Consider the following 25,341-nt stretch of genomic DNA (forward strand, 5'->3'; position numbering starts at 1 on the left):
GGGCGAGGCGCAGGGAGAGACGTTCGCCGGTCAGAGCTGTCCAGAAGCACCAGCTGTCGAAGCGAACTTCTGCAACGCAACCCCCTCCCCTGAAAGGTTCCCGTGGAACTCGAGATCCCCGTCTGGTTCGAAGTCGGATCGTTTGTCGTCTTGATCGGCATCCTGCTCGTCGATCTGCTGCTCGTCATCAGACGACCGCACGTGCCCTCGCTCAAGGAGTCGGCCCTCTGGGTCGTCTTCTACGTGGTGCTCGCGCTCGTCTTCGCGCTCATGATCCTGCTGCTCGGCGACGGCGAGCACGCGGGGCAGTTCCTGGCCGGCTGGCTCACGGAGTACAGCCTCAGCATCGACAACCTCTTCGTCTTCGTCATCATCATGGCGCGCTTCGCGGTTCCGCGGGAGTACCAGCAGCGGGTGCTCATGATCGGCATCGTCATCGCGCTCGTGCTGCGCGGCCTCTTCATCCTCGCGGGCGCCGCGCTCATCGAGAGCTTCAGCTGGATCTTCTTCATCTTCGGCGCCTTCCTCGTCTACACCGCCTGGCAGCAGGCCTTCGGTAGCCATGACGACGAGGGCAAGGACAACGGGCTCATCCGCATGCTCAAGAAGCGCGTGGCGCTCTCCGAGCACTACGACGGCGGCAAGATCCGCACGACGATCGACGGCAAGCGCTTCTTCACGCCCATGCTCATCGTGCTGCTCGCGATCGGCTCGACCGATGTGCTCTTCGCGCTCGACTCGATCCCCGCGATCTTCGGCATCACCCAGAACGCGTTCATCGTCTTCACGGCGAACATCTTCGCGCTCATGGGCCTCCGGCAGCTGTACTTCCTGCTCGGCGGGCTTCTCGAGCGTCTCGTCTACCTGCACTACGGCATCGCGTTCATCCTCGGCTTCATCGGCGTCAAGCTCGTCTTCCACGCCCTGCACGAGAACGAGCTGCCGTTCATCAACGGCGGCCACCCGGTCGAGTGGGTGCCCGAGATCAACACGTGGACCTCGCTCGGCGTCATCGTCGTCTCCATGGTCGTCGCGACGGTCGCGAGCCTCGTCAAGATGCGCCGCGACGAGCGACGCACGGGCGAGCACGCCCACCTCGGCCCGGCCGAGACGCACCTCAACGCCGACGGCTCGGTCGACGTCGAAGGCCACCCGACGCACAGCGAAGAGGTTCCGCTGCCGCCTCGGCCGGGCGACGACACGACGCCCCCGCGCGCGTAACGGGGCGCGCCCCTCGCCGCGGCACGTAAAAGTCCCGGGGGCACACGATTTCTCGCGTGCCCCCGGGACTTTCTTGTGCCCCGACGTCACCTGGGCCCTCGGATCAGCTCGCGGCCTGCTCCGGAACGATGCGCTGCCCGACGACGGCGGACACGCCGTCCTGCCGCATCGATACGCCGTAGAGCGCGTCGGCGATCTCCATCGTGCGCTTCTGGTGGGTGATGACGATGAGCTGCGACGTCGCGCGCAGGTCTTCGAAGATCGTGAGCAGACGTCCGAGGTTGGCATCGTCGAGGGCCGCCTCGACCTCGTCCATGATGTAGAACGGGCTGGGGCGCGCCTTGAAGATCGCGATGAGCAGGGCGACGGCCGCGAGCGAGCGCTCGCCGCCGCTCAGCAGCGAGAGCCGCTCGATCTTCTTGCCGGCCGGCTTGACGGTCACCTCGATGCCCGTCGTGAGCAGGTTCTCGGGGTCGGTGAGCTGGATGCTGCCCGAGCCCCCCGGGAAGAGCACCGGGAAGACCTCGCCGAAGGCGGCCTGCGTGTCGTTGAACGCCGCCTCGAAGATCGTCTGCATCTTCTCGTCGATCTCGTCGATGATCGTGAGCAGGTCTTTGCGGGTGTTGGTGAGGTCGGTGAGCTGTTCGACGAGGAACTTGTGCCGCTGCTCGAGCGCCGCGAACTCCTCGAGGGCGAGCGGGTTGACCCGGCCGAGCTGGGCGAACTTGCGCTCGGCGCGCTCGAGCCGCTTCTGCTGCTCCTCCCGCACGAAGGGCACTCCGTCGGGCACGGCCGCCCGATCGAGCTCGGCGGGGTCGTCGGCCGCGAGAGCCGCGTCGGGGCCGGATGCCGCGGGGCCGGATGCCGCGGGGCCGGCATCCGCGCGAGCGGCGTCGGCCGCGGCATCCGCCGTCTTCTGCGCTTTGGGGTCGCGGGCGTCCGCGGGGACGAGCTGCTCGGGCCCGTACTCGGCCACGAGCACGTCTTCGACGAGACCGAGCTCGCTCCCGGCCCGTTCGAGCAGGGCGGAGAGGTGCAGCTTCTTCTCGTAGATCTGCAGTTCGAGGCCGTGCACGTCTTCGGTCACCGTGGCGAGCCGCTCGCGCAGACCGCTCTCGGTGCGACGCAGGCCGCTGAGCTCCTCGTTCTGGCTCGCGCGCTCCGACTCGCGGTGCGCGAGCTGCAGGCGGGCGTCTGCAACACTCGAGTCGACGGAGGCGAGCACGGCGGGCAGGGCCTCGATGACGGATGTCGCGGCATCCGCCTGCCGTCTGCGGATGACCGCGCGGCGAGCGGCGGCCTCGGCGGCAGCCCGATCGGCTTCGAGCTGGCGTGCGAGCGACTCGGCACGCGCCTTCTCTGCGCGGACCCGCTCACGGGCGGTCTCGAGCTGCAGCCGGGCCTCGACCTCGCCCTCGCGAGCCTTCTCGAGCTCTGCGTACAGCTCGTCGCGCGCGCTCACGTCGAGGATCGGCCTCGGCCGCGACTCGGCGGTCTCGAGCTCACCCTTGGCCTTCTCGCTCGCGGAGAGCGCCTGGGCGACCGTCTCCTCGGAGGTCTGCAGCGCCTGCCCGAGCCGCTCGTGCTCCCCCGCGGAGGCCTCGACCTGCACCCGCGCGCGGTTGAGCTTCTCGGTGTGTGCGGCGAGGCGGGAGTCGAACTCGCGCAGGGCGCCGAGGGCGTTCGCGGACTGCTCCTTCGCCACCTGCAGCGCGCCCCGCTGCTCGGCGAGGGCGAACTTCGCACGCTCGATGAGCGAGGTCACCTCGGTGAGCCGCTCGGCGGCGGCGTCGCGCTCGGCGAGCAGCTCGAGCCTGCTGCGCTTGGCGCCGGAGCCGCCGCGCAGCACGAACTCGCTCAAGACGTCGCCGTCGCGGGTGATGATCGTGGCCTGCTCGTGGGCGGAGACGCTCGGCCAGGCCGCGCGGGCGGCGTCGAGGTCGTCGGCGACGACCGTGCGGGCGAGCAGGTTGTGGATGCCGTCGGGCGCGGTCACGACGCTCGTCGCGCTCGTGACCCCGGCGAGCCCCGCGGTGTCGATGGCTGTGGCGCGCCCCGAGTCGCTGTGCGCGATGACGATCTCGACCCGGCCGAGCTGGGCGTCGACGGCGTGACGCACGGCCTGCGCCGCGGCATCGAGGTCGTCGGCGAGCACGGCGTCTGCGAGGGTTCCGAGGGCCGCAGCGATCGCGACCTCGAAGCCGGGGGTCACCGTCACGTGCTCGGCGACGAGACCGCGGATCCCGGGGCGGGCGGCCGCGATGAGCTCGCTCGAGCCGTCGTTCTGGTCGAGGGCGCTCGTGAGGGCGCTCGTCTTCGCAGCGACCGCGTCGCGCTCGCGTTCGAGGGTGTGCAGGCGCTCGCGCAGGGTCTCGATCTCCGCCTCGGCCTCGAAGACGTCGGCCTGGGCGAGCTCGTAGGCCTCGTCGAGGTTCGTCTCCCCCGCGTCGGCGTCGACGGCCTCCGCCTCGAGCAGGGCGAACTGGGCCTGAGCGCTCTCCCGGCGGTCGCGGGCGGCGTCGAGGGCGTCCTGCTGCCTCAGCACCTCGCCGCGCACGGCGGCGAGCCGGCTCGCCGCGGCATCCGCCCGGCCGCGCAGTGCCGTGATCTCGAGGTCGTGACGCGAGACGAGCGCGCTCTGGGCGGCGATCTCCTCGTCGACGGCGTCGAGGCTCGTCCGTGCAGCGGCGGTCGCCTCCTGCGAGCTGCGCCAGGCGAGCTCGGCAGCCTGGACGGTCTGGCCGAGACGCTCGACCTCGGCGAGGGCGTCGTCGACGGACTGCCGGCTGATGCCCGGCGTCGTCTCGGTCGACTCCGATTCTGAGCCGAGCAGGGCGAGCCGCTGGTTCGCGAGGGTGAAGAGCCCGCGCAGGCGCTCCTGGATCGACTCGAGTCCGAAGCTCGTACGACGGGCGAGGTCGACGGCGTCGCCGACCTGCTCCTGCTCGAGGCGTTTGATGCGCAGCTGGTTCTGCTCGAGCTGCTCCTGGATGACGATGCGCTCGCTGTGGCGCTCGTGCTCGGTGCGGTTGTGGGCGTCGAGCGCACGACGCAGGCTCACGACCTCGTCGGCGAGCAGGCGGGCGCGGGCGTCGCGCACGACGGCGGCGATCGACTGGGCCTCGCGTGCGATCTCGGCCTGGTGCCCGAGCGGCTTGAGCTGGCGTCGGATCTCGCCGGCGAGGTCGTTGAGACGGGTGAGGTTGGCCTGCATGGCCTCGAGCTTGCGCACCGTCTTCTCTTTGCGGCGGCGGTGCTTGAGGATCCCGGCGGCCTCCTCGATGAAGCCGCGACGCTCCTCGGGGCTCGCGCGCAGCACGGCGTCGAGCTGCCCCTGCCCCACGATCACGTGCATCTCGCGGCCGAGTCCCGAGTCGCTCAGGAGCTCCTGCACATCGAGCAGCCGGCAGTTGGAGCCGTTGATCGCGTACTCGCTCGAGCCGTTGCGGAACAGCGTGCGGCTGATCGTCACCTCGGAGTAGTCGATGGGCAGCGCGCCATCCGTGTTGTCGATCGTGAGGGTGACCTCGGCGCGGCCGAGGGGGCCTCGTGTGGAGGTCCCCGCGAAGATGACGTCTTCCATCTTGCCGCCGCGCAGGGTCTTGGCGCCCTGCTCCCCCATCACCCAGGCGAGGGCGTCGACGACGTTGCTCTTTCCGGAGCCGTTCGGGCCGACGACGCAGGTCACACCCGGCTCGAAGGCGAACGTCGTCGCTTGCGCGAAGGATTTGAAGCCTTTGAGGGTGAGACTCTTCAGATACACGCTGTCGCCTCTCCTCTCGTGCGCCTCGTCGTATTCTCGTTCGAACGGTGTTCGCCAGCTCTGTTCCCCTGCGGGCTCTTGCCCGCCGGCACCCGTCTCGCCGGAGTGCTGCGGGCTCCAGCCTGCGTCTACGGTACCCGAACGTCCGCCCGGCACCTGCGTCAACGCTCGGGCACGACGTTTTCGGCCGGAAGGCAGCCGCGCGAAGGCAGCAACCGGATGCCTGATTTGATGACTCCATCAAATGCTAAAGTCATAATATGGATCGACTTCCGAGCTCCCACCGACCGCTCTACGAGGTGAAGGCCAACCTCTTCAAGGGCCTCGCCCATCCGCTGCGCATCCGGACGCTCGAGATCCTCTCGCAGAGCGGCAGCGAGGTGTCGGTCACCGAGCTGCTCGACGAGCTCGGGCTCGAGGCGTCCCACCTCTCGCAGCATCTCGCGGTGCTGCGCAAGCATCGCCTCGTGACCGCCGATCGCAGAGGCAGCCAGGTCTTCTACCGGCTCGCTTATCCCCAGGTCGCCGACCTTCTCACCGTCGCCCGGGCGCTCCTGCTCGAGATCCTGCGCGAATCGCAGGCCCAGCTCGCCTCGACGGACTCGCTTCCCGGGCTGGGGTCGTACCCGGCGGATGCCGCGACCGGCCGGTGAGCACGCACCGAGGCCTCACGGCGCTCCTGCCCTCCCGCGCCGACTACCGCGACCTCCGTCGCACCTGGCGCGGGGACCTCGTCGCCGGGCTGACCGTCGGCATCGTCGCGCTTCCCCTCGCTCTCGCCTTCGGTGTGAGCTCGGGCGCCGGGGCCGAGAGCGGTCTCGTCACGGCGATCGTCGCAGGCATCGTCGCCGCGATCTTCGGCGGCTCGAACGTGCAGGTCTCCGGGCCGACCGGCGCGATGGTCGTCGTCCTCGGCCCCATCGTCGCCTCCCACGGAGCCGGGGCCGTCGCCGTCGTGAGCCTGCTGGCGGGGGTGATCGTGCTCGCCGCCGGCGCAGCCCGGCTGGGGCGGGTGGTCGGCTACATCCCCTGGCCGGTCATCGAGGGCTTCACGCTCGGCATCGCGGTCATCATCTTCCTGCAGCAGGTGCCGGCCGCGCTCGGCGCGCACGCGGGCGACAGCTCGAACGCCGCCGTCGCGGCCGTCGAGTCGTTCTCGACCATCCGCTGGTCCGAGGCCGCCTGGACCCTCGGAATCGTCGTGGCCGTCGCGGCGATCATGGTCCTCGCGCCGCGCGTGCACAGGAAACTCCCCGGCTCGATCGTCGCCATCGCCGTCGTCACGGCGATCACGAGCCTCGGCGGCGTCCCCGTGCCCACGATCGGCGCACTGCCCGCCGCCCTTCCCGCGCCCGCCGTGCCCGGGCTCGACTGGGCGACCGTCGTCTCCCTCGCCGGCCCCGCCCTCACGGTGGCGGCGCTCGCCGCGATCGAGTCGCTGCTGTCGGCGCGAGTCGCGGCATCCATGGCCGACACGGGGCCCTACGACGCCGATCGCGAGCTCGTCGGCCAGGGCCTCGCCTCGATCGCCTCCGGCTTCTTCGGCGGGATGCCCGCAACGGGAGCCATCGCACGCACCGCCGTCAACGTGCGCTCCGGCGGCCGCACCAGGCTCGCGGCCGTTGTGCACGCGCTCGTGCTCCTCGCCGTGGTCTACCTCGCGACGGGCGTCGTCTCGCAGATCCCCCTCGCCGCCCTCGCCGGCGTGCTGATGGTCACGGCGACGCGGATGGTCGGAGTCGCGACGGTGCGCAGCGTGCTGGGCTCCACTCGGGCCGACGCGACCGTCTTCGTCGTCACGGCCGTCATCACCGTGTCGTTCGACCTCATCATCGCGGTCGCGATCGGCATCGTCGCGGCGGCGTTCTTCGCCCTGCGCTCGCTCTCGAAGACGAGCGGCATCCAGCGCGAGGAGCTCCCCGGCCCCTCCGCGCCCGGCGACCAGCACATCGCCCTCTTCCGCATCGACGGGGCCCTCTTCTTCGGCGCGGCCGAGAGACTCGTCGAGCGGGTCACGACGATCACCGACGTCGACGTCGTCATCATCAGGATGTCGCAGCTCGAGATGCTCGACGCGACGGGGGCGCGCGCGGTCGCCGAGCTCATCACCACCCTCGAGCGCCGCGGGATCACCGTGCTCGTCAAAGGGGTCCAGGCTCGTCACGAGGCCCTGGCCGCGAGCGTCGGGGTGATCGGCTCGCTCCGGCACAGCGCGCACCTCTACACCGAGCTCGACGCCGCTGTCGCCCACGCTCGCAGTCATGTCGCACGTGCCGGCCACAGCGCATCCTGAGGCCAGCTCGAGCCTCGGCGGGCGCGAGCAGCGCGGCAAGCCGGATGACCGGGCACGGGCCTGGGCGGCGTCGATGTGCGGGTCTGGCCGGATGCGCGACGGCGGCCGGATGTACGGATCGCCCGGTCAGGGGATCTCGTAGGTGCCCTCGAGCCGCGCACGTGCGATGACGAGCCCGGCCATGGCCCGGAGCGCGTCGGCGAGTGCGAACGCCTCCGGCAGCTCGACTCGCCGATCGAGGGCGAAGAGCGGGAAGACGGGGGAATGCGGGCCGTGCGAGCGCACGGGCACGGGCCCGGCCCAGCCGCGGCAGCCGAGCCCGCCCACGCCGTGTCCGAGCCTGCCGATCGGGCCGGGATGCGTGAGCGCCGGCACGGATCAGCGCCGGAGGGCCCGCAGGCGTTGGCACCTCGGGCAGAAGTGGCTCCCGCGGTTCATGAAGCTCTCGCGCACGACGGGGGTTCCGCAGCGCGGGCACGGCCTGCCCTGCTGGCCGTAGACGTTGAGGCTGTGCGCGAAGTAGCCCGAGGCGCCGTTGACGTTCACGTACTGCGCGTCGAAGCTCGTGCCGCCCTCGGCGAGGGCCTTGCCGAGCACTCTGCGCACCTCGGCGAGCAGCCGGCGCACCGTGACCGTGCTCAACGAGTCGGCGGGCTGCTCGTAGTGCAGGCGTGCTGCCCAGAGCGCCTCGTCGGCGTAGATGTTGCCGATCCCGCTCACGACCCCCTGGTCGAGCAGCACACGTTTGATGCCGCTGGCCTTGCGGGCGAGGATGTCGCGGAAGCCGTCATCCGAGAACGCGGGATCGATCGGGTCCCGGGCGATGTGGGCGACCTGACTCGGTATCAGGTCGTCCCAGTCGCCGGACGCCGCCCCCGAGTACCCTCCGGGCAGTCCGTCGGAGGTGGGGACGAGCGCGTCGACCGACATCGAGCCGAAGATGCGCTGGTCGACGAAATGCAGCCAGACCTCGCCGTACGAGGGCTGGTCGAGATGCATCCGGATGCGCAGGAGGCCGTCGCCCGTGTGGCCCGGGTCGCGCAGCAGCACCTGGCCGCTCATACCGAGGTGGGTCACGAGCGCGCGACCGCTCGAGAGGGGCATCCACAGGAACTTGCCGCGGCGTGCGGCGCCGAGGATCGTACGGCCCTCCAGCTGTTCGACGAAACCGCCGGCCGTATGGTCGTGGCGGCGCAGCGAACGCGTCTCGAAGACCTCGACGCCCGCGATCACGGCCCCCGTGACGGCCGGCTCGAGGCCGGCGCGCACGACCTCCACCTCGGGTAGTTCCGGCATCGTGTTCTTCGGGTGCCGCTCAGGAGCGGGTGAGCTCGGTCCAGGCGGTGAATGCTGCGGCCATCTCGGCCTGCTTCTTGCTGGTTCCCTCGCCGCGGGCCGTCACGAGGTCGCCGACCGCGACGATCGCGACGAAGCGCTTGTCGTGATCGGGGCCCTCTTCGAGGATCGTGTAGACGGGAGCGCCCGCGCCACGTGCGGCGGCGATCTCCTGGAGGCTCGTCTTCGAGTCCATCGCGGCGGCCCCGAAACGATCGGGGTCGTCGAGCAGAGGCTGGATGAGGCGCATCACGAGCTCGGTCGCGACCTCGCCCCCGGCGTCGAGATAGGTCGCGCCGATGATCGCCTCGACCGTGTCGGCGAGGATCGAGGCCTTGTCACGGCCGCCGGTGAGCATCTCGCCCCGGCCGAGCAGCAGGAACTCGCCCAGCCCGAAGCTGCGGGCCACCTCGGCGAGGGCGACACTGCTCACGAGACTGGCCCGACGCTTCGCGAGGTCTCCCTCGTCGAGCTCCGGGTAGCGGAGGTAGAGCATGACCGTGACGGCCTGCCCGAGAATCGAGTCGCCCAGGAACTCCAGGCGCTCGTTGTTCGGGATGCCGCCGTTCTCGTACGCGTAGGAACGGTGCGTGACGGCAAGCTGAAGCAGCCCCGGGTCCAACTGCACGTGCAGTCGCGACTGGAGCTCAGCGAACTCGGGCTCGCTCAGTGCCACGGTTCCCTCCCCCTTCCGGTGCCTTCAATGCAGCGCCATGAGGACGACGGAACCCGCTGTGGCGGGATTTAGACGTCGGCGACCTTGCGGCCCTTGTACTCGAGGAACAGCGCGGTTCCCGCGGAGTCCTCGACGACCTTGGCGCGGTGGGGAAGGCTGTAGGTGACCTTGCCGTTCTCGACGGTCTTGACGAGCGTGGGGGCCTCGGCCTTCCACTGCGCGCGACGTGCGCGGGTGCTCGCGCGTGACATCTTCCTCTTGGGAACAGCCATGACTTACTCTCTTCTCTCGTGCTTAGTCTCGTTCAGCGCCGGGCTGCTGGCCCGCACTGTCGTCATCGGAAGCTGTGAAACCGGCGAGCGCTGCCCAGCGAGGATCCGTGCTTTCGAACGAATCGGGGGCTGGCGCCTCGGCCAGGCGCTCGCCTGTCTCGGGGTCGAGACCGGGGCAATCGGGCTGGCAAACCGGCTGGAAGGGCAGTGACAGTACTACCGCATCCCTGATCAGAGGTTCAAGATCCACATGGTCATCGTGAACCTCATAGTCATAGGCTTCTTCAGAAGAATACGCGAAAAGCTCCTGGAATTCGACTTCGACAGGCAAGTCGATGTCTCGGAGGCATCGACCGCACACTCCGACGGCCGTCGTCTCGAGCGATGCGGAGACGAGAATGCCCTCGTGGATGGACTCCAGACGGAGCTCACCGTGGATGGATTCGCCGGTCTCGACGGCGACGAGGCCCTCCCCGAGTTTCTCGGGGTTCGCGATGTCGAAGTCGACCTCGCGCATCTGACCGGGCCTGTTGATCAGATCCCACACATGCACCGTGAACGGGGTGCTCCTGAAGCTGGCCACGATCAGCGATTCTACGCCAGCGCGGGGCGGCGCCGGTCGGCGTTCGCTCCCAGCGACCACGTGCCGCGGCATCCGCGACCTCTCCGACATATGTCCGTCGGGCTTCCGGCATTCGCCTCATGACGCGTCCATGACCCGTTCATAAACTGTTTTCCGGGTCAGCGTGCCCACCCCTGTGTTGCCGACGAAGCGTCATTGCGTCGTCATTCGCCCCCAAGAGGAGAGAAATTGTCGAAAAAACCCACGATGCGGAGGAATCGCCTGGTGCTCGGCACCGTCGGCATCCTCGTCGGTGTCGGAATACTCAGCGCCGGCAATGTCGCAGCCGCTGTCGCCGCCGATGCCGACACACCCTTCGAGGTCCCGGTCATCGACCAGCAGAACTGGAAGAACCAGTACGACATGACCTGGGACGACTGGAAGGACATCCCGGGCACGTCCTGGAACGACCCCGACGTCAAGCCCTCGGTCAAGGGGCTCAAGATCGCGCTCGTCGCGGTCGACTTCCCCGACCAGGACTTCGTCGTGACGAAGCCGAAGGGCAGCGACCTGTTCGGCAACCCCACGATCGACCCGATCCCGCGTGAAGACGTCCCGGAGTTCTACAAGAGCTTCTACATGACCCCGAACGAGCTCAACCACGGCCGCACCATCCACGAGTACTGGATGGAGCAGAGCCTGGGCGAGTACGGCGTCGACACGATGGACACCTTCGGTCCCTACGAGATGGACAGGAACCTCTTCGAGTACGGTCTCAACGAATGGGGCCAGACCTCGGTCTGCCCCGAGGGCTACACCTGCAACGGGCAGCTCGACCGCGACGTGCAGAACAAGTGGAACGCCGAGGAGGGCTGCACGAATCGCGACAAGTGCGGCTACGACGTCATCCTGCGCGTCTACGCAGGCTACGACGAGACGAGCATCTGGCAGGAGTTCGGCGAGATGATGTTCGAGCACAAGGAGGACATCCCCGAGGAGTGGGGCCCCCCGGCCTGGCTCGACCCGAACAACGAGATGGACAACTGGGCGCCCACCCGCTACGTCGAGTGGACCTCGTGGCAGGCCGCCGCTCAGCAGTGGGGCAACTCCTCGATCCGCCAGGCCGAGAGCTCCGGCACGATCACCCACGAGATGGGCCACTTCTTCTTCTCGATCGGCGACAACAACAACAACCCGTTCTCCGACAGAGCGAATCCGGCGACGCCGTTCCACAGAGTGGGAGCCGCGCCATGGGACATGATGGACCGCGGCTCGTTCAACGGTCCGGGCGGGCACCATATGCGGTACGTCGTGCCGGCCAACATGGGCGGCTGGAGTCCGGCCGGCCTCATGCTGCGCAACAAGCTCAAGATGAACATCGTCGACACCGACCAGGTCGACATCCTGAGCCGTGAGGGCCTCGCCGAGAGCGGGGTCGTCGTCGATACGGTGACGGCCCGCGAGGTCGACCCGGGCGAGAACGGCATCGCCGGCATCAAGATCACGCTCGACGGCGAAGGAACGCCCGACCGCACCCCGGCCTGCGACATCAACACCGACCCCCTGTGCTCGGGTCCCGGCTGGAACGACTACACCGTCGAGGTCGTCGACCGCATGGGCTTCGACTCCTTCACGCCCGACCACGGCGTGATCATCGCGAAGAACAAGTCGACGACGGAGTCCAACGGCTGCGGCTACAACTGCTTCGACTGGGTGATCGACGCCAACCCGCAGGACATCGGGATCGTCGACTACTACAAGCCCGACAGCAAGACGCCCGTCATGGCGACGATCGCCGACCACCGCCAGCTCAACGACGCCGCCTTCCACGCGGGCACCGAGTCGGGCTCGCAGTACGAGTGGGTCGACGAGGCCAACCGCCTGCACTTCTACGTGGTCGACACGCAGCGCGACGAGCAGGGTGTGCTCTCGTACACCCTCGCCGTGCGCTCGCTCGACGGCTCCGGCCCGCACACCCGCGGTGTCGCCCTCGAGGATGCCACCGAGCCCGAGCTCGTCGCACCGCGTCAGGCCGCGATGTGCACCTTCCCCCTCGAGAACACGGGAAGCGCCGCCGCGATCGACCCGGCCGTGCACACGACGGATGTCTCGGGCAAGGTCGACTCCGACGTCTTCCGTCTCTCGGCGGACGCCGTGGGACGCGGGTGGACGGCCGAGCTCGACAACGAGCTCGCCACGAGCAAGGACGGCGAGAGCATCTCGGTGCCCGTCTACGCGCTCCGCGAGGAGGAGAACGCCTCCGTGCAGGCCACCGTCGTGCTGACGGCGACCTCGGAGAGCGACCCCACGAAGAAGGCGACCGCCGAGTGCGTGGTCACGGGCGCGCTCCTCGACGGCCCGGCCGAGCCGACCGACACGCCCACCGAGACGCCGACCGACACCCCGACGGACGTTCCCACGGACGACCCGACCGACACCCCGACGGACACGCCCACGGACGAGCCGACCGACACGCCCACGGATGACCCGACCGGCGTTCCCACGGACGAGCCGACCGACACGCCCACCGACGAGCCGACCACGGCGCCGACCAGCACGCCCATCGGCAACGGGGGCGACGGCTCGAACGGCTCGACGAACGCCGGCGGCCTCGCCAGCACGGGTCCCGAGACGGGCTGGGCTCTGCTGCTGGGCGGCGGCTTCCTGCTCGCCGGCCTGCTGACCGTCGCCTCGGTCGCGCTCGCTCAGCTGCGCCGCAGGGTGCACAACCAGTAACAGCGGTCCCTCGCCGCGCGGGCGGGCTCACCTCGGTGGGCCCGCCCGCTTCCTGCTATGAAAGAGTGAGATCATGACGATCGCCCGGATGACGACCGCCGCGGCTCTCGGAGCGCTCGCGGTGCTCGGCGCCTCCTTCCTGACCGGCTGCACGACCTCGGCCGGCGCAGGCTCCACACAGATGCTGGTCGTCGTCGACGATCAGGTCATGCGCTCCGCGGGCTCGTCGTGCGGAGGCGGAGGGCCCTATCGCTGGGCGCACGCGGGCGTCGCCTACACGCTCCTCGGCGCCGACGAGCAGGTTCTCGCGAGCGGCGAGCTGCCCCAGGGCACCGCGACGAAGGTCGCCGACGTCGACTTCGGCGATCGTCAGGAGCCGACGCGCTGCGAGATGAGCCTCACCGTTCCCGACCCCGGCTCGTGGGACGGAGTCGTGCTCCAGATCGACGACCGCGACCCCCTGCCCGTCGACGACTCCGACACCCCGAAGGTGGTCATCTCATGAGACAAGCCCGGCTGCTGCTCCTCGGAGCAGCTCTCCTCGCGCTCACGGCCTGCTCCTCGCCCTCGCCGCAGACGCTGAGCGAGCTCCTGCCCGGTCCCGTGCCCTCCGGGGTGGAGTTCGCGGCGCCGCCCGCCGATGCCGCGGACGCCCCCGATCCCGAGCTCACCTTCCTCGACGGCGAGAAGGCCTCGCTCTCCGACTTCTGGTCCGAGCGCCCGGTCGTGCTCGTCTTCCTCGAGCCGTGGTGTCAGGAATGCGCCGACCAGCAGTCCGAGCTCAACACGGTCGTCTCCGAGTACGGCGACCGCGTGCTCTTCCTGGGCGTCGCGGGAGAGGGCAGCCGCGACGAGGTGCGCGACTACGTGGACGCCCACGACATCCGCTATCCCGTCGCGCTCGACGGGCGCGGTGTCGTCTGGCGCGCCTACGGCGTTCAGGAGGCGCCCCTCGTTGCCCTCATCTCGAAGGACGGCAAGCTGCTCCGAGGCTGGCCGGGCGGCGTCCCCGAGCTCGGAGCGCAGCTCGAGGATCTCGTCCTGCGCTGACCCGCCCCTCCCCTCCCTTCCTCCTCCTCCCTCCCCCTCCCCCTCCCTCCCGTCCCGTCCCCATCCCCATTTACGCCAAATGGACGTTCTCGGGGTCGGGTTCAGCCACTACGACGTAAGTCGACGTGCAATTCGGCGCAATTCGGCACGGCGCTCGTCGTGAGGACGAGAAGCGACGAAGGAACGTCGCGCTCGCACGCTTTCCCTGCATGCTGCTCGACACGCGTGTCGTGCGGCTGTCGTTCAACCCGTATCCGTTCGACCCGGCCCGACCGGTATCCGTGTCGACCTGTCTACGCGCTCGACGCGTATATCGTTCAACGCGCCTCGGATGCGATATTCACCGATTTACGCCAATACGCCGGTCGAGTTGCGCCTAAGAGCCCCCTTCGCGCCCGAGATTCGCCATTTGGCGCAAATCGGGAGGTTCGGGAACGGGACCAGGGGAAGGGGAAGGGGAATGGGAACAAGGAAGGAAGGAAGGAAGGAAGGAAGGAAGGAAGGAAGGAAGGAAGGAAGGAAGGAAGTGGGACGCGCTCAGGACACGTCTTCCTCGGCGATCCGCCCGAGCGAGGCGCGACGGCGCAGGTAGTGGCCACGCAGCATGGCGACCTTGAGCGAGAGATGCAGGTTCAGCCTCTCTCCGCCGTCTTTGAGATCCGTCGACGCGAGCTTCTCGATCCGGTGCAGACGGTAGTAGAGCGAGGTCCTGTGCAGGTGCAGCTTCGCAGCCGCGGTCTGCACGTTGCCCGCGACATCCAGGTAGGTCTCGAGCGTCTCGAGCAGGATTCCCGCCTCCGGATCGTCGAGGAGCGTGTAGAACCCGGGATGCAGGGGGAAGTCGGCCTCGGAGGCGACGGCGATGCGCGCCGCCAGCTCGTTCGCCCCGCTCACCGGCCAGTAGACCTGCGAGCCCTGCGCACCCTGGTGGGGGAAGCCGTCGGCCGCCCGCGCGGCGACGAGCGCCTCGCGGTAGGAGGCACGGGCGTCCGCGGGATCGAGGCGGATGCCGCCCACGCCCGTCACGAGGCGCGCGCCGCCCTCCTGGGTGTGCTTCGCCACGATCGTCTGCAGGGCGGTCACGGTCGCCCGGCACTCCGCCTCGTTGGCTGAGGAGACGAAGCACACGAGAGCGGAGTCGTGGACGGCGTGTACGAAGGACTGCCGCCGCGGCCCGAGCAGGAGCGCGTCGAAGGCCGAGGCCGCCGAGGCGGCGAAGGCGTCCTGCACGGCGTCGGACGAGTCGAGCGCGCGGAAGACCACGGCCGCGACCCCCCTGTCGGCGGAGAGGTAGCCGCCGTCGACGAGCTCGCGGGCGCTCTCCTGCGCCGTCTCGTCGTCGGTGAGCACGCTGCGCACGAGGTGGGAGGCTCGCGCCATCGAGTGCAGGCCGGAGGGGGCGATGCTCCGCCGCACGCCGTCGGCGATCTCGCTCAGCTGATGGCAGCACCAGTCGGCGTCGCCTGCGTCGATCACCGAGTCGGGGTCGACGAACCACACGTAGGCGATCGGCTCCCCGTCGTCGACGACGGGGACGCACAGGCGCGACTCGAGCTCGAGGTCGTCGTCTCCCGGCACGCGCACGGGGTGCCGGGCGTTGCGGATGAAGCGCATGAGGTAGCGCCTGACCTCGTCCGAGGCCTCACGGCGCAGGATCGAGCGTTCGCGCACCGGGTCGAGGGGCTCGGTGTGGGTGCTGAAGGCGAGCAGCCTCAGACCGCCGTCTTCGAGCACCGCAGGGCGCCCGATCCGCTCGGCAAGAAGATCGACGGTGCGCTGAAGCGTTGTCTCCATAGTGCCCCCATCCCCGAGATGCCCTCTGTGACATGTGAAATACCACTGAATTCTGTATAGCACGGATGTGCCCCGCCGTCCCGACGATGAGCGCCGCAGCAGGCAAAAGCTGCCGGAATTTACACGCCCGAAACCGTAGAGGACGATCCCCGCCCTCCCGTGACGGCGCGGGGAGAGGCGGCCGGCTAGAGGTCGAGCGCGGTGAGCGCCTCGTCGTAGATCGCGAGCGCCGTGCGCACCTCGTCGGGTGTGACGATGCACGGCGGCACGACGTGCACCCGGTTGTCGGCGGTGAACGGCAGCAGCCCGCGCTCGATCAGGGCGGTCTTGATCGCGCCGATGCCCGCGGCCGGCAGAGGCTCGCGGGTTGCGGCATCCGACACGAACTCGAGCGCCCAGAAGACGCCGACACCGCGCACCTCCCCGATCGACGGATGCCGCGACGCGAGCTCCTCGAGCCCCGGCCCCAGCACGCTCCGGCCGATCTCCGCGGCGTTCTCGACGATGCCCTCCTCGCTCATGGCGTCGAGGGCGGCGACGATCGAGCCCATCGCGAGCGGATGGCCCGAATAGGTGAGGCCGCCGGGGAAGACCCGCTCATCGAAGCTCGCGGCGATCTGCGGCGGGATGACGACTCCGCCCGCCGGCACGTAGCCCGAGTTGACGCCCTTCGCGAAGGTCACGAGGTCGGGGACGACCCCGAAGCCCTGGAAGGCGAACCATTCGCCCGTGCGGCCGAACCCGGCCATGACCTCGTCGAAGATCAGCACGATGCCGTGACGGGTGGCGAGCTCCCGCACGCCGTCGAGGTAGCCGGGCGGTGGCACGAGCACACCGGCCGTGCCGGGGATCGTCTCGATCAGGATGGCTGCGATCGACTGCGGCCCCTCGGCCTCGACGACCCGCGCGAGGTGGCGCAGGGCGCGCTCCGACTCCTGCTCGGGCGTCTGCGCCCAGAAGTCGCTGCGGTAGAGGTACGGGCCGAAGAAGTGCACGTGGGCTCGTGCGTACTCGTTGGGGATCCGCCGCCAGTCCCCCGTCGCGACCACGGCTGCGCCCGTGTTGCCGTGGTACGAGCGGTACATCGAGAGCACCTTGTCGTGGCCAGTGTGCAGCCGCGCCATCCTGATCGCGTTCTCGTTGGCGTCGGCGCCGCCGTTGGTGAAGAAGACCTTGCTGAAGGGCTCGCCCGCGCGGTCGAGGATCCGTTCGGCGGCCCGGCCGCGCGTGAGGTTCGCGTGCACGGGCGCGACCGTCGTGAGCAGCTCGGCCTGCCGGGTGATGCCCGCGACGACGGCGGGATGCTGGTGACCGATGTTGGTGTTCACGAGCTGGCTCGAGAAGTCGAGGTAGCGGTTGCCCGCGTGGTCCCACACGGTGCTGCCCGCGCCGCCCGCGATGACCATGGGATGCAGGGACGCCTGGGCCGACCAGGAGTGGAAGACGTGGGCGCGGTCGAGCTCGTAGGCCAGTGCGTCGAGGTCGTCGCCGGTGCTGTCGTCGGTCATGTGCGGTTCCTTCTCTCTGTACCTCTCCGTACTCAAAACGACGGAGATTTCGGCCAAATCGCCTCTTTTCGCCCCCAAACGTGCCGAAATGGCCGGAATCTCCGTCGTTTTGAGTGGGGAGTGGGAGTGGGGGGAAAAAAATCAGGTCTTCGCCACGATCGCGTCGCGGAGGGCGGGGATCACCGTCTCGCCGTAGACCCGCAGCGTCTCCTCCTTGTTGTCGTGCTGCAGGTAGCCGGCGAACTGGTCGACCCCGATCGCCCTGAGGGCCTCGAGCTTCTCGATGTGCTGCTCGGCCGTGCCGAGCACGCAGAAGCGGTCGACGATCTCGTCGGGCACGAAGGCCGTGTGGGTGTTGCCCGCACGGCCGTGCTCGTTGTAGTCGTAGCCCTCGCGCCCGCCGATGTAGTCGGTGAGGGCCTTCGGCACCTCGGAGCTCGCCCCGTACTTGCCCACGATGTCGGCCACGTGGTTGCCGACCATGCCGCCGAACCAGCGGCACTGCTCGCGCATGTGCTCCCAGTCGTCGCCGATGTACATGGGCGCGGCCACGCAGAAGCTGATCGACAGGGGGTCGCGGCCGGCGTTCGCCGCGGCATCCCGCACGTGCTGGATCATCCAGCTCGCGATGTCGAGGTCGGCCAGCTGCAGGATGAAGCCGTCGCCCACCTCCCCCGCGAGCTTCAGTGCGAGCGGGCCGTAGGCGGCCACCCACACCTCGAGCGAGCTGCCGACGCTCCACGGGAACCGCAGCTGAGCGCCGTTGTAGTCGACGGCGCGCGAGTTGGCGAGCTCGCGGATGACGTGGATCGACTCGCGCAGGGTCGCGAGCGTCGTCGGGGCGCCGTTGGTGACGCGCACGGCCGAGTCGCCGCGGCCGATGCCGCAGATCGTGCGGTTGCCGTACATCTCGTTGAGCGTCGCGAAGGTGGATGCCGTGACCGTCCAGTCGCGCGTCGCCGGGTTCGTCACCATGGGCCCGACCGTCACCCGCCGGGTCTCGGCGAGGATCTGGCTGTAGATGACATAGGGCTCCTGCCAGAGCAGGTGCGAGTCGAACGTCCAGACATGGCTGAAGCCGTGCTGTTCGGCGAGCTTCGCGAGCGCGACCGTTCTCGAGGCCGGCGGGTTGGTCTGCAGCACTGCTCCGAAGTCCACGTGGTGCTCCTTCGTCGTTCTTCAGCTCGGCGGATGGTCGGGTGTCGGATGACTCAGACGAGGTACTGGCTGAGCCCGCGCTTGACGAACCGGCCGTCGCCCGCCGTGCCCCGGTACTGCCCCTCGTCGATGATGACCTTGCCGCGCGAGAGCACCGTGTCGACGTGCCCGTCGATCTGGAAGCCCTCCCAGGCCGAGTAGTCCATGTTCATGTGGTGGGTGTCGACGCTGATGCTCGTGCGGCCCTGCGGGTCGTAGACGACGATGTCGCCGTCGGCGCCCGGTTGGATGACGCCCTTCTTGCCGTACATGCCGAACATCCGTGCCGGCGTGGTCGAGGTGACCTCGACCCAGCGGCTGAGGCTGATCCGGCCATCGACGACGCCCTGGTAGAGCAGGTCCATACGGTGCTCGACCGAGCCGATGCCGTTGGGGATCTTCGAGAAGTCGCCGATCCCCCTGTCTTTCTGCCCCTTCATGCAGAACGGGCAGTGGTCGGTCGAGACCATCTGCAGGTCGTTCGTGCGCAGGCTCTGCCACATGTGGTCCTGGTGGCCTTCGGCCCGTGACCGCAGCGGGGTCGAGCACACCCATTTCGCCCCCTCGAAGCCGGGCGCTCCGAGCTGCTCCTCGAGCGAGAGGTAGAGGTACTGCGGGCAGGTCTCGCCGAAGACGTTCTGGCCGTTGTCGCGAGCGGCGGCGATCTGCTCGACGGCCTGCTTCGCCGAGACGTGCACGACGTAGAGGGGCGCTCCGGTGAGGTTCGCGAGCATGATGGCGCGGTGGGTGGCCTCCTCCTCCGTCTGCCAGGGGCGGGTGATCCCGTGGTAGTACGGCGCCGTGTCGCCGGCCGCGATGGCCTGCTGCACGAGGAGGTCGATGACGCTGCCGTTCTCGGCGTGCATCATCACAATGCTGCCGTTGTCGGCGGCCTTCTGCATGGCCTTGACGATCTGGCCGTCGTCGGAGAGGAAGACGCCCTTGTAGGCCATAAAGAGCTTGAAGCTCGTGACCCCTTCTGCGACGAGCTCGTCCATGGCGACGAGGGAGGAGTCCTGCACGTCGGAGAGGATCTGGTGGAAGCCGTAGTCGATCGCGCAGTTGCCCGCGGCCTTCTCGTGCCAGAGCTGATACTGGTCGAGCACGTTCTCGCCCGCGTACTGCACGACGAAGTCGACGATGCTCGTCGTGCCACCCCAGGCCGCCGCCCGGGTTCCCGTCTCGAAGGTGTCGGAGGCGAAGGTGCCGCCGAACGGCATCTCCATGTGGGTGTGCGCGTCGATGCCGCCCGGGATGACGTACTTGCCGCTCGCGTCGATGACCCGGTCGACGTTGGCCGCCAGGTCGAAGCCGAGGAGCGTCGAGCCGGGGGCGAGCACCGCGGCGATGGTCTCGCCGTCGATGAGCACGTCGGCGGTCGCGGTCCCCGTCGCGTTGACGACGGTTCCACCGGTGATGAGGGTCTTCATTGCTGCCTCTTTCCTGTTCCGTTGCCTGAGCCTGCGGCTGCGCTCCGTCGACCTCTCAGGGGGCCACCGTCGCGGTGTAGGAGTCGGGCCGGCGGTCCCGGTAGAACTGCCAGGCGTTGCGCACCTCGCGCAGCACGTCGAGGTCGAGGTCGCGGACGACGAGCTCCTCCGTGTCGGTCGAGGCCACCGCCCCCACGTAGTTGCCGCGCGGGTCGACGAAGTAGGAGCTGCCGTAGAAGGTCACGGCCTCGTCGCCGAACTCGTCGCTCTCGGTGCCGATGCGGTTGTTCGCCCCGATGAAGTACTGGTTGGCGGCCGCGGCCGCGGGCTGCTCGAGCTCCCAGAGCCGGTTCGAGAGCCCCGGCTTGGTCGCGGAGGGGTTGAAGACGATCTGCGCTCCGTTCAGGCCCAGCTCGCGCCATCCTTCGGGGAAGTGGCGGTCGTAGCAGATGTAGACGCCGACCTTGCCGACCGCGGTGTCGAAGACCGGGTAGCCGAGGTTGCCGGGCCGGAAGTAGAACTTCTCCCAGAACTGCGGCAGGTTCGGGATGTGGTGCTTGCGGTACTTGCCGAGGTAGCTGCCGTCGGCGTCGAGAACCGCCGCCGTGTTGTAGAGCACCCCCGGCTGCTCCTCCTCGTACACGGGGAGCACGATGACCATGCTGTTCTCGGCGGCGAGCGCCTGGAAGCGCTCGACCGTCGGCCCGGGCACCGATTCGGCGTAGTCGTAGTACTTGGCGTCTTGCGTTATGCCGAAGTACGGGCCGTAGAAGAGCTCCTGGAAGCAGAGCACCTGCACGCCCTGGGCCGCGGCATCCCTGACGAAGCCCTCGTGTTTGACGATCATGGACTCCTTGTCACCCGTCCAGGTCGCCTGTGTGATCGCCGCTCGAACAATGGTCATGCCGTGAGCCTCCAAAGATCGTTCGGGGCCGGACTGTCGTCACCGCACCCGAGAGCCTGATCTGCAACGGGCCGCGCCGCCCGTTTTGTTATTATTCGATGTAAACATTTCTCTCTTGTTTCTCCGTGTGACGCACGCGTTTAATCATCATGTTGCCCCGACGCTGAGGAGGCAAGGGTTATGCACGGCTTCGCCGCGACGATCTCCGATCGTTCGCCGCAGGGAATCGCCGCCGTCATCGCCCGCGGGATCAGTTCGGGCGAGCTCGCGCCCGGCGATCGGCTGCCCACCGTGCGCGATCTGGCCGCGGGGCTCGGCGTCAGCCCGGCCACCGTGAGCCACGCCTGGCAGCTGCTCTCGGGGGCCGGCCTCATCGTCTCGCGCGGCCGCAGCGGCACCTTCGTGCGGCAGCGCTCGACGGCCTGGCTGCCGCCCCGGATGATCGGGCTCGCCGGGCATCTCGACGGCTCACGCGTCGACCTCTCGCGCGGCACCCCCGATCCGGAGCTGCTCCCGGCCCTCGCCCCGGCGCTCTCCCGCATCTCGCGGGGGGCGGAGACCGACAGCTACCAGGAGGCGCCCGTCATCCCCGAGCTCCGGGCCCTGCTCGCCGACAGCTGGCCCTACTCCGTCGACACCGTCACGATCGTCGACGGAGCGCTCGACGGCATCTCCCGCACGCTCGGCCAGCTCGTGCGCTACGGCGACCGGGTCGCTGTCGAGAACCCCGGCTTCCCGCCCTTCTTCGATCTGCTCGACGAGCTCGGCGCCGAGAAGCTCGCCGTCGACGTCGACGAGCACGGCATGACGCCCGAGTCGCTCTCGGCGGCCCTCGCGCAGGCGCCCGTCGCCGTCATCCTGCAGCCGCGGGCCCACAACCCGACCGGCGCCTCGATGACGCCCGGCCGCGCGGAGGAGCTCGCCCGGGTCGTGCGAACCTCGCGTCACGGACGCGAGGCGGTGATCGTCGAAGACGACCACTCCGGCGAGATCAGCATCGTTCCCGACGTGAGCCTCGGCCGCTGGCTGCCCGGCCAGACCGTGCACGTGCGCAGCTTCTCCAAATCGCACGGCCCCGATCTGCGCATCGCGGCCCTCGGCGGCCCCGCCGCGCTCGTCGACCGCATCGTCGCCCGCCGGATCCTCGGCCCCGGCTGGACCTCGCGCATCCTCCAGGAGGTGCTCCACGACCTCCTCACCGCGGGGCGCTCGATCGACGAGGTCGGCGAGGCCCGGCGCGTCTACTACGCGCGGCAGCGCTCCCTCGTGCTCGCCGCGGCCGCGCACGGCCTGACGATCGCCCCCGCCGACGGCATCAACGCCTGGGTGCGGGTCGACGACGAGCGCCGCACCCTCGTGCAGCTCGCGGCGGCCGGCATCCGGGTCGCCGCCGGCTCGCCGTTCCTCATGACCGAGAGCCCGCGCGCCCAGTACGTGCGCGTGACGGCGGGCATGATCCGCGAGGATGCCGCGACGATCGGCCACGCGCTCGCCTCCGCCGCCGCGCTCCCCCACCCCGTCGCAGCGGGCGGGCACGTCTCCCGCTGAGCCCTCCCGCCGCGGAGGCTGTAAGCTTGCAGACGACCACCGGTTGGATATTGCCGGTTGAGCTGAGCCTCGGACTTGGGCGGCGGGTCGCTGGATTCGCACCAGACGTCTACCTTCTGCACCGTCGTCCGTCTCCCGTCGAGCCCCGTGCTCCGGGACATCCCCGTGAGGTCACATGCCGTTCCACTCGAAGCCGTCCCCCTCCCTCCGAACGAAGCTCCTCGGGGCGATCGCCGCTGCGGCAGCCGTGCCCCTCCTGCTCGCCGGGTGCGCCTCGGGCTCCGCGGCATCCGTCTCGGGCGCGCCGTCGACCGACCCCACCGCGGTGTCGGCCGGCTACCCCGTCACGATCGACAACTGCGGCACCGAGCTCACCGTCGAGAAGGCGCCGCAGCGCATCGTCACGATCAAGTCGACGACGACCGAGCTGCTGCTCGCGCTCGGCCTCGGCGACAGGATCGTCGGATCGGCCTTCCTCGACAGCCCGTTCCCCGACGAGCTCGCCGACGCGGGCTCGACGATCGACGTCGTGAGCGACTTCCTGCCCAGCCAGGAGGCGGTGCTCCAGCTCGACCCCGACTTCGTCTTCGGCGGCTGGGAGTCCAACTTCACGGCCGACGGCGTCGGCGAGCGCGGCTCTCTCGCCTCCCGCGGCATCGGCAGCTACGTCGCGCCCTCCGCCTGCAAGGAGAGCGGCTACATGCCCGATCCGCTGACCTTCGACGACGTCTTCGACGAGATCGACGAGGCCGGCGCGGTGTTCGACGCGACCGACGCGGCGACGGCCCTCGTCGCCGAGCAGAAGACCGCGCTCGAGGCGATCGGCCCCCTCGACGCCGGCACGAGCGCGCTCTGGTACTCGAGCGGCGAGGACAGCCCCTACGTGGGCGCGGGCATCGGCGCGCCGCAGATGATCATGGACGCCGCGGGCCTCGACAACATCTTCGCCGACGTGCACGACACCTGGACGACGGTCGGCTGGGAGTCGGTCGTCGAAGCCGACCCCGACGTGATCGTTCTCGTCGACGCCTCCTGGAACACCGCGCAGAGCAAGATCGACATGCTCGAGTCGAACCCCGCCACCGCGGTGCTCGACGCCGTCAGGAACAAGCGCTACGTGACGGTGCCCTTCGCCGCGGGCGAGGCGGGCATCCGCAACGTCGACGCCGTCGAGGCGGTCGTCGACCAGGTCCGTGCGATGGAGGGCTGAGATCGCCGCACGGGCAGCCGGCCGCTCCCGCTACGCGGCCGTGCTGATCACGAGCGTCGTCGTGCTCGCGGCGGTCATGGTCGCCGCCATCGGCTTCGGCCAGGCGAGCGTGGGCGTGGGCGAGGTGCTGGCGAGCATCGGGAGCCATCTGGGCCTCGTGCCGGCGAGCTCCGTGCCGCCGCTCGCCGACTCGATCGTCTGGGAGCTGCGCCTGCCCCGCGTGCTCACGGCGGCGGCCGTCGGCGCGGGACTCGCTCTCAGCGGAGCCGTGATGCAGAGCATCACCCGCAACCCGCTCGCCGACCCCTACCTGCTCGGGCTCTCGTCGGGCGCCTCGCTCGGGGCCGTGGCCGTCATCATCCTCGGCCTCAGCTTCGCCCTGCCCGTCGCGGCCTTCGCAGGAGCCCTGCTCGCCCTCGTCACGACCCTCGTCATCGCCCGCACGGGCGGCTCGATCACCCCCACCCGCGCCGTGCTGGCCGGTCTCGCGATCGCGCAGCTGTGCGCCGCGCTCACCTCCTTCGTGATCTTCTGGTCGGCGAAGGGCGACTCCTACCGGGAGATCCTCAACTGGCTGCTCGGCTCCCTCGCCGGAAGCTCGTGGACGACCGTCGCGATCTCGGTCGTCGCCGCGGTCGTCGTGGGAGGGGCGCTCATCCTGCAGGCCACCCGCCTCGACGCCTTCGCGTTCGGCGACACCTCGGCGGCGGCGCTCGGCATCCGCGTGAACGCCACCCGGTGGTGGATGCTCGGAGCAGTCGCCCTGCTGACCGGCGCAATGGTCTCGGTGAGCGGCGCGATCGGCTTCGTCGGGCTCATCCTCCCGCACATGGTGCGCGGGCTCTCGGGGCCCCAGCACGGCAGGATGCTCCCCCTCGCCGCGATCGCCGGAGCCGCCTTCCTCGTCGTCGCCGACACCCTCGCCCGCACGGTCTTCGATCCGCGCGAGCTGCCGGTCGGCATCGTCACGGCGATCATCGGCGTTCCCGTCTTCATCGTGCTCATCCGCAGGCGGGGGGCGGCACTGTGGGCGTGACGATCGAGGATGTGAGCTACCGGATCGGCGAGCAGCGGATCCTGCGCGAGATCAGCGCGGCGATCCCCTCCGGCGCCCTCACGGGACTGCTCGGCCCCAACGGCGCCGGCAAGTCGACGCTCCTGCGGGTGGTCGCGGGCATCACGACGCCCGACAGCGGCCGGGTGCTCGTCGACCACGAGGAGATCCACGCCCTCGACCGTAAGAGCGCCGCGCAACGGGTGGCGCTGCTCGAGCAGAACACCTCGCCCACGACCGACCTGAGCGCGATCGACGTGGCGCTGCTCGGTCGCATCCCGCACCGCAGCGGCATCCTCGGCGACTTCCGGGGCGACGACGACCGCCGCATCGCCCTCGACGCGCTCGACGCCGTGGGCATGGCCGCCTTCGCCGACAGGCGCTGGCACACCCTGAGCGGAGGCCAGCAGCAGAGGGTGCAGATCGCCCGCGCGATCGCTCAGCAGCCCTCGGTGCTGCTGCTCGACGAGCCGACCAACCACCTCGACGTGAGCGCCCAGCTGTCCCTGCTCTCGCGTGTGCGCCGCCTCGGCATCACGACCTTCGCCGCGCTCCACGACCTGACCCTCGCGGGTGCGTACTGCGATCACCTCATCCTGCTCGACGGCGGCGAGCTCGTCGCCCAGGGAGCACCGCACACGGTTCTGCGCCCCGAGCTCATCTCGCGGGTCTACGGCGTCGACTCCGTGGTCGTGCCGCACCCGAAGACCGGGCACCCGGTCGTGCTCTTCTCACCCCTCTCCGACGACGACCCGCTGCGGTGACCGCACCGGAACCGGCGCCGCCGG

General features: G+C 69.6%; 21 protein-coding genes. 10 read left to right on the top strand and 11 right to left on the bottom strand.

Annotation, left to right across the window (positions count from 1 at the left end; genetic code table 11):
- The first annotated feature begins 102 nt into the window (after positions 1–102).
- Positions 103–1,221 carry a TerC family protein gene (locus CLV54_RS06455; protein WP_100344106.1) on the top strand — a complete coding sequence of 373 codons (1,119 nt, stop codon included), beginning with the start codon at positions 103–105 and terminating at the stop codon, positions 1,219–1,221.
- A 103-nt stretch (positions 1,222–1,324) separates the two neighbouring features.
- On the opposite strand, the gene smc is transcribed toward CLV54_RS06455, so the two are convergent.
- Positions 1,325–4,984 carry a chromosome segregation protein SMC gene (gene smc / locus CLV54_RS06460; RefSeq protein WP_100344107.1) on the bottom strand — a complete coding sequence of 1,220 codons (3,660 nt, stop codon included), beginning with the start codon at positions 4,982–4,984 and terminating at the stop codon, positions 1,325–1,327.
- Positions 4,985–5,244: 260 nt separating this feature from the next.
- Between smc and CLV54_RS06465 the strand changes: the two genes are divergently transcribed.
- Both CLV54_RS06465 and CLV54_RS06470 read left to right on the top strand, forming a co-directional pair.
- Positions 5,245–5,637: an ArsR/SmtB family transcription factor gene (locus CLV54_RS06465; RefSeq protein WP_100344108.1), complete on the top strand. Its 393-nt coding sequence runs from the start codon at positions 5,245–5,247 to the stop codon at positions 5,635–5,637.
- Entirely contained in the window at positions 5,634–7,277 is a 1,644-nt protein-coding gene (locus tag CLV54_RS06470; RefSeq protein WP_211294461.1) for a SulP family inorganic anion transporter, read from the top strand. Before CLV54_RS06465 ends, CLV54_RS06470 begins: the two co-directional genes overlap by 4 nt.
- A gap of 126 nt (positions 7,278–7,403) precedes the next feature.
- Here CLV54_RS06470 and CLV54_RS06475 read toward each other — a convergent pair whose 3' ends face one another.
- The 5 genes from CLV54_RS06475 to CLV54_RS06495 all read right to left on the bottom strand — a co-directional run bounded on the left by CLV54_RS06475 (position 7,404) and on the right by CLV54_RS06495 (position 10,077).
- Entirely contained in the window at positions 7,404–7,652 is a 249-nt protein-coding gene (locus CLV54_RS06475) for a hypothetical protein (RefSeq protein ID WP_100344110.1), read from the bottom strand.
- Positions 7,653–7,655: 3 nt separating this feature from the next.
- Positions 7,656–8,573 (bottom strand): bifunctional DNA-formamidopyrimidine glycosylase/DNA-(apurinic or apyrimidinic site) lyase, encoded by a 918-nt coding sequence (gene mutM, locus CLV54_RS06480; protein WP_100344111.1) that lies wholly within the window; start codon positions 8,571–8,573, stop codon positions 7,656–7,658.
- A gap of 19 nt (positions 8,574–8,592) precedes the next feature.
- Complete coding sequence (gene rnc / locus CLV54_RS06485) at positions 8,593–9,288, bottom strand: ribonuclease III (RefSeq protein ID WP_100344112.1); 696 nt, start codon at positions 9,286–9,288, stop codon at positions 8,593–8,595.
- 68 nt (positions 9,289–9,356) lie between these two features.
- Entirely contained in the window at positions 9,357–9,560 is a 204-nt protein-coding gene (gene rpmF / locus CLV54_RS06490; RefSeq protein WP_100344113.1) for a 50S ribosomal protein L32, read from the bottom strand.
- 22 nt (positions 9,561–9,582) lie between these two features.
- Complete coding sequence (locus CLV54_RS06495) at positions 9,583–10,077, bottom strand: YceD family protein (RefSeq protein WP_100344411.1); 495 nt, start codon at positions 10,075–10,077, stop codon at positions 9,583–9,585.
- 330 nt (positions 10,078–10,407) lie between these two features.
- On the opposite strand from CLV54_RS06495, the gene CLV54_RS06500 reads away from it, so the two are divergent.
- From CLV54_RS06500 to CLV54_RS06515, 3 genes are all read left to right on the top strand, one after another.
- Positions 10,408–12,858 (top strand): metallopeptidase domain-containing protein, encoded by a 2,451-nt coding sequence (locus tag CLV54_RS06500; protein WP_211294462.1) that lies wholly within the window; start codon positions 10,408–10,410, stop codon positions 12,856–12,858.
- A 73-nt stretch (positions 12,859–12,931) separates the two neighbouring features.
- Positions 12,932–13,363 (top strand): hypothetical protein, encoded by a 432-nt coding sequence (locus CLV54_RS06510; RefSeq protein ID WP_100344114.1) that lies wholly within the window; start codon positions 12,932–12,934, stop codon positions 13,361–13,363.
- A complete protein-coding gene (locus tag CLV54_RS06515; RefSeq protein ID WP_100344115.1) occupies positions 13,360–13,908 on the top strand; it encodes a TlpA family protein disulfide reductase in 549 nt (182 codons plus the stop codon). The genes CLV54_RS06510 and CLV54_RS06515 overlap by 4 nt, the downstream gene beginning before the upstream one ends.
- Positions 13,909–14,445: 537 nt before the next feature.
- Here CLV54_RS06515 and CLV54_RS06520 read toward each other — a convergent pair.
- From CLV54_RS06520 to CLV54_RS06540, 5 genes are all read right to left on the bottom strand, one after another.
- Entirely contained in the window at positions 14,446–15,702 is a 1,257-nt protein-coding gene (locus CLV54_RS06520) for a PucR family transcriptional regulator (RefSeq protein WP_100344116.1), read from the bottom strand.
- 185 nt (positions 15,703–15,887) lie between these two features.
- Positions 15,888–17,210 carry an aspartate aminotransferase family protein gene (locus tag CLV54_RS06525; protein ID WP_100344117.1) on the bottom strand — a complete coding sequence of 441 codons (1,323 nt, stop codon included), beginning with the start codon at positions 17,208–17,210 and terminating at the stop codon, positions 15,888–15,890.
- Positions 17,211–17,351: 141 nt separating this feature from the next.
- Complete coding sequence (locus CLV54_RS06530) at positions 17,352–18,368, bottom strand: TIGR03842 family LLM class F420-dependent oxidoreductase (RefSeq protein WP_100344118.1); 1,017 nt, start codon at positions 18,366–18,368, stop codon at positions 17,352–17,354.
- A gap of 53 nt (positions 18,369–18,421) precedes the next feature.
- Complete coding sequence (gene hydA / locus CLV54_RS06535) at positions 18,422–19,837, bottom strand: dihydropyrimidinase (RefSeq protein WP_100344119.1); 1,416 nt, start codon at positions 19,835–19,837, stop codon at positions 18,422–18,424.
- A gap of 55 nt (positions 19,838–19,892) precedes the next feature.
- Complete coding sequence (locus CLV54_RS06540; protein WP_100344120.1) at positions 19,893–20,741, bottom strand: nitrilase-related carbon-nitrogen hydrolase; 849 nt, start codon at positions 20,739–20,741, stop codon at positions 19,893–19,895.
- Between the two features lie 180 nt (positions 20,742–20,921).
- Between CLV54_RS06540 and CLV54_RS06545 the strand changes: the two genes are divergently transcribed.
- From CLV54_RS06545 to CLV54_RS06560, 4 genes are all read left to right on the top strand, one after another.
- Complete coding sequence (locus CLV54_RS06545) at positions 20,922–22,289, top strand: aminotransferase-like domain-containing protein (protein WP_100344121.1); 1,368 nt, start codon at positions 20,922–20,924, stop codon at positions 22,287–22,289.
- A 175-nt stretch (positions 22,290–22,464) separates the two neighbouring features.
- A complete protein-coding gene (locus CLV54_RS06550) occupies positions 22,465–23,499 on the top strand; it encodes a putative F420-0 ABC transporter substrate-binding protein (protein WP_100344122.1) in 1,035 nt (344 codons plus the stop codon).
- 1 nt (position 23,500) lies between these two features.
- Positions 23,501–24,535, top strand: coding sequence for a putative F420-0 ABC transporter permease subunit (locus tag CLV54_RS06555; protein ID WP_425430268.1), 1,035 nt, complete (start codon positions 23,501–23,503; stop codon positions 24,533–24,535).
- Positions 24,532–25,317, top strand: a complete 786-nt coding sequence (locus tag CLV54_RS06560; protein ID WP_245861438.1) for an ABC transporter ATP-binding protein — start codon at positions 24,532–24,534, stop codon at positions 25,315–25,317. The genes CLV54_RS06555 and CLV54_RS06560 overlap by 4 nt, the downstream gene beginning before the upstream one ends.
- Positions 25,318–25,341: the final 24 nt, after the last annotated feature.

Origin of the sequence: Compostimonas suwonensis (assembly GCF_002797855.1) — a bacterium.
Classification (GTDB): Bacteria; Actinomycetota; Actinomycetes; order Actinomycetales; family Microbacteriaceae; genus Compostimonas; species Compostimonas suwonensis.